8 protein-coding genes are annotated in these 9,643 nt (G+C 50.4%); 2 read left to right on the top strand and 6 right to left on the bottom strand.

The features are described 5' to 3' along the window. The 5 genes from O71_RS11630 to O71_RS11610 all read right to left on the bottom strand — a co-directional run. Positions 1-1,689 (bottom strand): tetratricopeptide repeat protein (locus tag O71_RS11630; protein WP_007656847.1); only part of this gene is annotated, 1,689 nt, incomplete at its 3' end. 12 nt (positions 1,690-1,701) lie between these two features. After that, complete coding sequence (locus tag O71_RS11625) at positions 1,702-2,709, bottom strand: sugar phosphate nucleotidyltransferase (protein ID WP_007656846.1); 1,008 nt, start codon at positions 2,707-2,709, stop codon at positions 1,702-1,704. A 142-nt stretch (positions 2,710-2,851) separates the two neighbouring features. Continuing rightward, a complete protein-coding gene (gene dut / locus O71_RS11620; RefSeq protein ID WP_007656845.1) occupies positions 2,852-3,301 on the bottom strand; it encodes a dUTP diphosphatase in 450 nt (149 codons plus the stop codon). A 16-nt stretch (positions 3,302-3,317) separates the two neighbouring features. Then, complete coding sequence (locus tag O71_RS11615; protein WP_007656835.1) at positions 3,318-4,811, bottom strand: lipopolysaccharide biosynthesis protein; 1,494 nt, start codon at positions 4,809-4,811, stop codon at positions 3,318-3,320. Positions 4,812-4,912: 101 nt separating this feature from the next. Further along, positions 4,913-5,695, bottom strand: a complete 783-nt coding sequence (locus tag O71_RS11610) for an enoyl-CoA hydratase/isomerase family protein (protein WP_007656829.1) — start codon at positions 5,693-5,695, stop codon at positions 4,913-4,915. Between the two features lie 200 nt (positions 5,696-5,895). Between O71_RS11610 and O71_RS11605 the strand changes: the two genes are divergently transcribed. Continuing rightward, a complete protein-coding gene (locus tag O71_RS11605) occupies positions 5,896-6,855 on the top strand; it encodes a DUF3078 domain-containing protein (RefSeq protein ID WP_007656827.1) in 960 nt (319 codons plus the stop codon). Positions 6,856-6,948: 93 nt separating this feature from the next. Beyond that, complete coding sequence (locus O71_RS11600) at positions 6,949-7,293, top strand: hypothetical protein (protein ID WP_007656825.1); 345 nt, start codon at positions 6,949-6,951, stop codon at positions 7,291-7,293. A 316-nt stretch (positions 7,294-7,609) separates the two neighbouring features. Here the strand turns inward: O71_RS11600 and infB are convergent. Continuing rightward, the coding region (infB, locus tag O71_RS11595; RefSeq protein ID WP_007656823.1) for a translation initiation factor IF-2 at positions 7,610-9,643 on the bottom strand (2,034 nt) is incomplete at its 5' end.

Here is a 9,643-nt window from a genome sequence, read left to right as displayed (position 1 = left end):
CCTGACAGCCTCGTCACGCTTGCCGAGTTTGAACAGCACATCACCGTAATGCTCCACGATGGTAGCGTCCTCGGAATAGGCGATGGCCTGCTCCAGGTATTTCAGAGCGCCTTCGTAGTCATCCATCTTGTACAGCACCCAGGCGTAGGTATCCAGGTAGGTGGGGTTGGCAGGATGTTTCTCTACCAGTCGCCCGGCCATAGCTTTGGCTTTGGGCAGCTGCTCGCCACGCAGCGACAAAAAGTAGCTGTAGTTGTTAAGCACATGCTCGTTGTCAGGATCGTGCGAAAGAACAGCCTCATACGCCTCGTCCGACTTCTTGTATTCTTTTATGGAGTTGTAAGCGTCTCCTAGCTGGGCATTGAATTGTGCCACCAACTCGGGCTCACTCGCTGAAAGGCGCTTGCCATGTTCCAGGGATTTGGCAGCACGGTCAAAGTTTTTCTCGATCAGGTGACCTGTGCCGTTGTAGAACCAGAACACAGCCTGGTTCGGGAACAGCTCCAGCGCCTGTTCAGAGTGCTGCACCAATTCTCCCGATTCGCCCAGCTCCGCATCCAACAGCACAATCTGCTGCCAGATCTTGAAGTGAGAGTCATCTAACTTCACAGCCTTAATGTAATTGCCGCGGGCCGACTCCTTTTTGCCAATGATCGTTTGCAAGTCACCGGCAACGGCATAAGCTTTGGCCTCCTCAGGATGAGATGCTATGGTGAGGTCAGCCAACTCAAGGGCTATACCTTCCACTGCAGGGTTAGGCAATTGCCTGATAAAGTCAACCAGGATGCGCACTTTGGTGTCGATGTCGAGGTCGGTGCTGGCGAATGCGATCTTCACCTGGTTTTCAGACTCCTGCAAATCACCTTTCTGGCGATGCAGGTCCGAGAGCATCAGATGCGCAAACGGGTTATTCGGCTCAATGCGCAGGGCACGGTTGAGCGTTTCAATCGCAATGTCTGGTTTTTTGCTGGCGTTGTACAGCTCAGCCTGGGCCAGCAGGTACCGGATTTCGGTCGGGTTGGCCGCAATCAGTTTTTCACCTTCAGCCAAGGCCTTGCCGATATTTTTCTGGCGCAGGTATATCTGCTGGCGGTTCATGGAGAGCTGCTCCAGTGCACCGTACTTTTTCTCAATGCGGTCATAGGTCTTGAGCGCATCGTCATACTTAGACTGAGCCAGGTATAGCTCGGCTAAGCTGAAGAGGTACTGCTCCTGGTCGGGCACATTGCGCAGCAGATCGTTGTAAGCCTGAGCCGCCTCGGTGTACTGCTTCTGTTCGGTATAAAGCTGAGCGAGTAACAGGTAGTAGTAGGGATTTTGATTATCGCTGGCGATGGCTGCCTGTGCAAAAGAAACGCCCGCTTTCGGGTTTTCCATCAGCATGTAGGTTTCGGCCAGCTTGTAATTGAGTGCCGCATTGCCTGGCGTTACGGCATATGCTTTCTGAAACTGACTAAGTGCCTGCTTGTAGTCCTCCAGCATAAAATATTTCATACCCTCCAGAAACAATGCCTCGCTCAGCAGCTTTTCCTGCTCGCTGGGTTCGGGCTGGGGCGCAGGTATGGCTACCTGTGCTGTTTCGCTCTTCTCCTTGCCCTTCTTTTTTTTCTTAGACTGGGCCTGGCTTTCGCCGGTCGCGACCAGTGCAAGGCAGCAAGTAGCGAGCACAATGTTTCTGAATCGGGTCATAAAATGGGTATGCTAATCTTTAAGCGTATTGTAGTCGCCAATACTTAGGTCTGACTGGCGTCCTTCATAGGAAACAAAATTACCTATCATTGAGTTTGCTATGTTCCCGTTTTTGATGGTTGACTCCTTCTGAACGATGGAATTGCTCAGTATGGACTCCAATACGCTGGTATTGTCTCCAATAGAAACGTGCGGGCCTACCACTGAATTGTGGATCACGGCATTCTCTCCGATATACACGGGTGGGATGATCACGGAATTCTGGATATCAGCTGACGCGGCTACCAAACCCTTCTCATCTTTGATATATTCTAAATAGCGTTGATTCGTGAAAACTGTTGCATTTTTATTGCCACAATCGAGCCATTCTGAGATAACGGCAGGAATAAATTTCGTGCCTTTGTTTTTCATGTTCTCCAGCGCGTTTGTCAGCTGGTACTCTCCCTTGTCCTTGATGTCGTTATCAAGCAGGTACTGTAGTTCGTTGCGCAGGTAAGCGCCGTCTTTGAAGTAGTAGATACCGATGATGGCCATGTCAGAAACAAACTCCTGTGGCTTCTCTACAAAGTCGGTGATCTCGTTGTTTTCGTTGAGTTTAATCACACCATAAGGACGTGGGTCCTCTACGCGCTGCACCCAAATGGTGCCGTCGGCGTTTGTGTCGAGCTGGAAGTCGGCTTTGAACAGGGTGTCGGCAAATGCCACTACTACCTTGCCCTCCAGCGAGTCCTGCGCGCACATGATGGCGTGCGCTGTACCCAGGGCTTCTTCCTGGTAATAAATGCTGCCCTTGGCACCTACCGATTCAGCGATAGCTTTCAGGTCGCGCTCAACGGCATCACCAAAGTGACCAATGATGAAAGCCACTTCCTCGATCGGCTCGTGGCATACTTTGGCGATATCTTCTACCAGGCGATGCACAATCGGCTTGCCTGCTATCGGTATAAGGGGTTTAGGAACAGTAAGTGTGTGTGGGCGCATACGCTTGCCCATACCTGCCATAGGTACAATAATCCTCATAGCTATTAGTTTATGGATTGAAAAATGTAGCCAGACGTGTTGCCTGGCCACTATTGGTTTTGATTAATACTGTATTTTGAATGTTTGGTTTTAGCCTGCTTTAAAAAGTGGGTAAAGGCAGGCTATACCTGGGGTGTAAAGACTATTTCGTGCCTGTGCTGCCATAGCCGCCGGCACCGCGTTCGGTATCTGTCAGCACCTCAGCCTGCGCCCATGCCACCCGCTCATAGCGCGCTACGACCATCTGGGCCACACGCTCGCCATCCTCTACCACAAAGTCCTGACCCGACAGATTAACCAGCAGCACCTTGATCTCGCCGCGATAGTCTGCATCGATGGTGCCGGGACTGTTCACGATAGAGATGCCATGTTTGTAGGCAAGTCCGCTACGGGGCCTGATCTGCGCCTCGTGTCCTTCGGGCAGCTCAATAAACAGGCCCGTAGGTATAAGGGCACGCTGTAGCGGCTTAAGCGTAACAGGCGCCTCTAAGTTCGCGCGCAGGTCCATACCTGCCGAGTGCTCCGTTTGGTAAGAAGGGAGTGCATGCTTGGATTGGTTAATGACTTTAACCGGTAAGTTCGTCGTGTTCATCTATTAAAGATAAAGATTATTTTTTAGTTAGAAAGTAGGCCCGCTCCCTGAACCAGACCACCGCCAGGAAAACGACCGAAAGTGACAAGTGGTATACATGGCGCAGCCAGAAGTTCTCGACAGGCACCAGGAAGGCGGCCAGCACAAGTATCGTGGCAAATAAGATGTACCCTAAAATGGTCTTGACAGGGTAGGGAATCGGGTAGTGCACGTTGCCTAGTAGGTAAGTAGCCAGTGCCATACCCACATAGCAGATGAGCGTAGCAATAGCAGAGCCCATGTAGCCCAGTACAGGTATAAGCAGCAGGTTGAAAGCGATGGTAATAGCGGCGCCACCGAAGCTGATATAAGTGCCAAAGTGTGTTTTGTCTGTGAGCTTAAACCAAACAGTCAGGTTATAATAAATACCCAAGAACAGGTTGGCCAGCAGGAGCACCGGCACCACCATCAGACCATCATGGTATTCAGGGCCAATGAGCAGGGCAAAATCCTCGAGGTTAGTGGAGATGAACAGGTAGATGAAGGCGCAGGCGATCACAAACCATTTCATGACCAAGGCAAAGGCTTGTGGCGATTCTTTTTCTTTAGCTTGTGAGAAGAAGAACGGCTCAGCGGCATAGCGAAAAGCCTGTATGGTGAGTGTCATGAAAATGGCGAGCTTATAGCAGGCACTGTATATACCTACGGCTGCCATGTTACTGGTGCCCGGGTAAAAGCCTTCGGGCAGGTAGCGCTCCAGCAGAATACGGTCAATCACCTCATTTACCATACCTGCCAGGCCCATAAACAGGAGCGGCCAGGCGTAGCGCAGCATAGGCTTAAGCTGCTCCACATCCAGTTTGAAGCGGAAGATGCGCAGCTCTTTCCAAAGCATCGGTATAAGCAAGGCATTAGCCACCAGGTTGATCAGGAAGATGTAGCCTACTCCAAAGTCAGGGTTGTAGAGGGATGTAGCCAGCGGCTGAAGACTCGTGAGGTATTGTCCTTCGTAGATGTGCCGCAGCAGAACCAGAAAAAACAGATTGGCACCCACCGTCAGCAGGATGTTGGCCAGTTTAATGGAAGCGAACTTAATAGCTTTGTTCTGATGCCGGAGCCAGGCGAAAGGTATAGCCACTAGTGCATCGATCGCCAGTACCAGCGCCAGCCAAACGATGTACTCCCGCTGCTCTGGGTAGCCAATGTAATCTGCGATTTGCTGCGAAAAAAGGAGCAGTATACCTGTAAAGATCGTGCTGCTGACCAGAATAGCGCTCAGTACCCTGTTGTAAACTGCTTTCGGGTCTTGCTCAGGTTTATTGGCGAAGCGGAAAAAAGCCGTCTCCATGCCGTAGGTATACACGATGTTAAAGAAAGCCACAAAGGCATACAGGTACGACACCACCCCATACTCCTCGGGCAGGAACACACGGGTATAAACCGGTACAAGGAGGTAATTGAGCGCACGGCCTACAATACTGCTCAGTCCGTAGGCAGCGGTTTGACCGACCAGTTTTTTGGCTATGCTCATGCGTTTGTTTGGGGCAGGTAGGTATTAGTGTCAGCTGAAAAACACAGAACGCGCTATACCTGCTTTTTATGATAGGTATAGCGCGTTCTGAGGGTGTAGGCTTATGCGCCTTTGAATACAGGCTTACGCTTCTCCAGGAATGCGTTGGTGCCTTCAATGAAGTCCTGTGAAGAGCAGCAGCGGGCAAAAGAGTTCGCCTCCGTTTGATAGCCGTCTTCATCTTTGTCGTACACGGCGTTCACGCAGTCGATCACCAGGCCAATGGCAAGTGGTGCTTTCGAAAGGATTTTGTTCATGATCTCCATGGCCTTTGGCATCAACTCTACGGCAGGCACCACATGGTTTACCAGACCTAGCGCCTTGGCTTCTCCGGCCCCGATCATGTCAGCGGTCATCATCAGTTCCATGGCTTTGCCTTTGCCAATCAGTTGCGTCAGGCGCTGTGTGCCACCGTAGCCCGGTATCAGGCCCAGGTTCACTTCCGGCTGACCAAAGCGGGCACCTTCGCTGGCAACACGCATGTGGCAGGCCATGGCAAGCTCGCAGCCTCCACCCAGTGCAAAGCCGTTTACGGCGGCAATGACAGGCTTGGTGCAGCGTTCGATCATGCTGAAAACTTCCTGACCGCGCTCTGCAAAACCACGGGCGTTCACTTCGCTTAGTTCAGAGATCTCCGAAATGTCGGCACCCGCTACAAAAGCTTTCTCTCCGGCGCCTGTAAAGATTGCTCCCTTCACAGCCGGGTCATCATAGACTTGCTGGATGGCAGCCTTAATCTCCTTAATCGTATCGATGTTTAGCGCGTTTAGCTTGTCGGCACGGTTGATGGTGATCACCAGGATTCCGTTCTCAAGATTGAGCAGCAGGTTTTCGTATATAGACATAGTTTTTATCTCTGAGTAGATGTATAGATACCAGCAGCAAATATAGCAGTGATTTGCTTAAATCCCTAAAATGCAATCTGGCAATGGCCCAGTTCAACTCTCCTTGCTGTAAACTTTCCTTTTAACTTCGGTGCTCCAACATCGTTTTGTTATCTTTGTGCGGTTTAATCAGCATACTGCTCACTTTATACCTTATTTTCATGCTTAAGGCTTTATTGCGCAATCTATTACTTCCGCTTTTCATATTTAACATCACCATATTTTCAGTCACTGCACAGGACACCCTCGTCGACACAGTGGCCGTTCGCAATATCTGGGATTTCGGAGGAACCGGCACAGTCAACTTCAGTCAGGTAAGCCTGAGCAACTGGGCGGCCGGCGGACAGAACTCACTGTCAGCGCTGGGTATCCTGAACCTCTACGGCAACTACAAGAATGGGAAGCATACCTGGAACAATACCCTGGACCTCACTTATGGCACTGTGAAGCTGCAGGAACAGCGCCTCCGCAAAAGTGACGACCGGCTAGAACTTAACCTGAAGTACGGTAGGCAGGCTTCCAGCAAGTGGTTTTACACGGCTCAGCTCAATACCCGTACACAGATCAGCCCAACGTATACCTCGGAGCGAGACTCTGTCATTTCCAACTTTATGGCACCCGCTTTTGTGCTGGCCTCCATAGGTATGGACTACAAGCCTAATCCTAAGCTTTCAGTTTTTATTTCACCTTTTACAGGCAAGTTCACGGCAGTGCTCAACCAGCGCATGGCCGACTACGGCGCGTTTGGTGTAGAGCCTGCTCAGCGCGATTTGGAGGGGCGACTTATACCTGGTACAGGGGAGCGTCTGCGGGAAGAGTTCGGTGGTTTTGTGAATGTTCGCTTTCGCAACGAGATTTTCAAAAATGTAACGCTGCAGTCGAAGGCCGACCTATTTTCGAACTACCTCCGCAATGCCAAAAATATTGATGTGAACTGGGAGAACCTGGTGAACTTCAAGGTGAACAAATTCCTGTCAGCCAGCCTCTTTTTGCACATGATCTATGATGATGATATCATGATCGATGTAGACCGCAGTGGGGATGGTACATTGGATGGGAAAGGTCCTCGTTTACAGCTCAAAGAAACCATGGGAATAGGATTTTCTTACAAATTTGAATAGTAAACTTTTGTCCTGCACTTCTTGTTATTCACTAAAAATGTATACTTTAGCGTATAATGTACGTTGTATAGATACATTATCAAAAGTGGATTTATGAAAAAAGTCATATCGTTACTATTCTCTCTAGCTTTTTTCCTGTTTGTGTCCGATGCGATGGCACAGACATCAAGTTCATCGAGTACTTCCCTGAGTTCGGGTAAAGATGAGTTCTGGGGTACAGCCAAAGTACAGGAAAAAGGTACTACCGTTGATGCCGTGGGAGCACGTGCTTCAGGTTTGGATACACGCTGGAATGCCTATGAGAACACGAACCGTTCCCGCTTTACTAAAGACCGCATCAAAGGAAGCAAACGAATGGAAGCCATTCTGAAAAAAGAGAAAGAAATGCATCGCAAGCATAAGCGCGACAAGCGCCGTCTAGCTCGGATGTCCTTATAATCAGTTGCTGAAAAAACAACGAAAAAGCCCTGCCTGGTTTATCCGGGCAGGGCTTTTTTGTATCTCCTGAATCTGAGTTAGCTTACTGTTTAAGGGATGGATACTTTATTGATAGGTCGAACGGTTTTACACGTTACAGGCTTTCAGTTTAGAAGGTAGAGTATCTTCCTCAATCAATCGATACGGGTATTGGAGGTATGCCGCATCAGGTTTAGCTCCTGTCAGGCAGGTATAAATGCATGCTTCATATTAGGTGCAAAACAAAAGGCTCCCGCTTTCGCAGGAGCCTTTCTTATGATAGATGAAGTTGGCTGTATTACAGCGTACGCTTCACTTCTTTTTCTACGTAAGCTTCGATCACGTCACCAACCTGGATCTCGTTGTATCCTCTCAGGCTGATACCGCACTCGTATCCCTGGCGTACTTCTGATACATCGTCTTTGAAGCGCTTGAGTGCCAGAATTTCGCCGTCGTGCACTACGATGCCGTCGCGTACCAGGCGTACTTTAGAGTTACGCTGGATAGAGCCGTCTGTGATCATACAGCCTGCAATCGTACCAACCTTCGTAATCTTAAACACATCGCGCACTTCAGCGTTACCTGTGATCTCCTCTTTCAGGGTAGGAGCAAGCATACCTTCCATCGCATCTTTCACTTCGTTGATCGCATCGTAGATGATAGAGTACAGACGAACGTCGATCTGCTCCTGCTCTGCCAGTCTGCGTGCATTCTGAGAAGGTCGTACCTGGAAGCCAATGATAATTGCATCAGAAGCCGAAGCAAGCAGTACATCGGATTCGGAGATAGCGCCTACGCCTTTGCTGATGATGTTCACCTGCACTTCGGCAGTTGACAGCTTCAACAGGGAGTCAGAAAGTGCTTCTACGGAACCGTCCACGTCACCTTTTACGATCACGTTCAGTTCCTTAAAGGTACCGATCGCCAGTCGACGGCCAATCTCGTCGAGTGTGATGTGCTTACGAGTACGCAGGCTTTGCTCACGCTGCAGTTGTGCGCGGTTGCTTGCAATCTCGCGGGCTTCACGCTCCGACTCCATCACCTGGAATTTGTCGCCGGCCTGTGGCGCACCGTCAAGCCCGAGTAGCTGTACCGGAGTAGATGGACCAGCCTCTTTCATCTTACGACCGCGGTGGTCAGTCATCGCTTTTACTCTACCATAGTGAGAGCCAGCCAATACCACGTCACCAATCTTAAGCGTACCTGTTTGTACCAGCACAGTGGCTACATAACCACGGCCTTTGTCAAGCGATGCTTCGATCACGGTACCAACAGCTTTTCTGTCAGGGTTAGCCTTTAGCTCAAGGAGTTCAGCCTCAAGCAATACTTTCTCCAACAGGTCAGGTATACCAGCACCAGTTTTGGCAGATACTTCCTGCGACTGGTACTTACCACCCCACTCTTCTACCAGGATGTTCATCTGGGCAAGTTCCTCACGTACCTTGTCCGGGTTAGCTCCTGGCTTGTCAATTTTGTTCAGAGCAATGATGATCGGCGAACCAGCAGCTTGTGCGTGGTTGATCGCTTCTTTTGTCTGTGGCATCACCGAGTCGTCGGCCGCTACCACGATGATAACAACGTCTGTTACCTTGGCACCACGGGCACGCATGGCCGTAAAGGCTTCGTGACCAGGAGTATCGAGGAAGGTAACGGTACGTCCGCCTTCAGTTTTCACGCTGTAGGCACCAATGTGCTGCGTGATACCACCGGCCTCGCCAGCTGTTACATTGGCGTTTCGGATATAGTCAAGGAGGGAGGTTTTACCGTGGTCAACGTGACCCATGATGGTCACAATCGGAGCACGATCTACCAGGTCCTCTTCGTTTTCTTCAATGGTTACCTCAAGCGCCTGCTCATCTTCGGATGTGATGAACTCAACTGAGTAGCCAAATTCGTCCGCAATGATGGTGATCGCTTCGGCGTCAAGGCGCTGGTTGATGGATACGAACATACCCAACTGCATACATACCTTGATGACTTCGTTCACGCTCACATTCATAAGCGCTGCCAGGTCATTGGCTGACACGAATTCTGTCACACGCAGTGTCTTAGACTCTGCCTGCTCCATCAGACGGCGCTCTTCTGTTGCATCAGCAATAGCAGAGCGTTTTTCACGACGGTATTTGGCGCGGTTACCACCACCACCTTTGCCGCCGCTTAGCTTCGCCAGCGTAGCCTTGATCTGTTCCTGAATTTCCTTATCAGTTACCTCTGCTTTTTCTGCGCGAGGAGATGGAGCATTGCGTGGCCCACGACCTCCAGGTCCGCCGCCAGGACGTTGTCCCGGACGATTGCCCTGGTAGCCACCACCTGTGCCGCCAGTGTGCTGGAT

Origin of the sequence: Pontibacter sp. BAB1700, assembly GCF_000277005.1 — a bacterium.
Lineage (GTDB): Bacteria > Bacteroidota > Bacteroidia > Cytophagales > Hymenobacteraceae > Pontibacter > Pontibacter lucknowensis.
This window is presented reverse-complemented; position numbering and strand designations above follow the sequence as displayed.

Coding starts and splice junctions, on each gene's coding strand:
- dut (WP_007656845.1), bottom strand. CDS start 3,301: ATGAACACGACGAACTTACCGGTTAAAGTCATTAACCAATCCAAGCAT.
- O71_RS11605 (WP_007656827.1), top strand. CDS start 5,896: ATGCTTAAGGCTTTATTGCGCAATCTATTACTTCCGCTTTTCATATTT.
- O71_RS11600 (WP_007656825.1), top strand. CDS start 6,949: ATGAAAAAAGTCATATCGTTACTATTCTCTCTAGCTTTTTTCCTGTTT.
- O71_RS11615 (WP_007656835.1), bottom strand. CDS start 4,811: ATGAGCATAGCCAAAAAACTGGTCGGTCAAACCGCTGCCTACGGACTG.
- O71_RS11610 (WP_007656829.1), bottom strand. CDS start 5,695: ATGTCTATATACGAAAACCTGCTGCTCAATCTTGAGAACGGAATCCTG.
- O71_RS11625 (WP_007656846.1), bottom strand. CDS start 2,709: ATGAGGATTATTGTACCTATGGCAGGTATGGGCAAGCGTATGCGCCCA.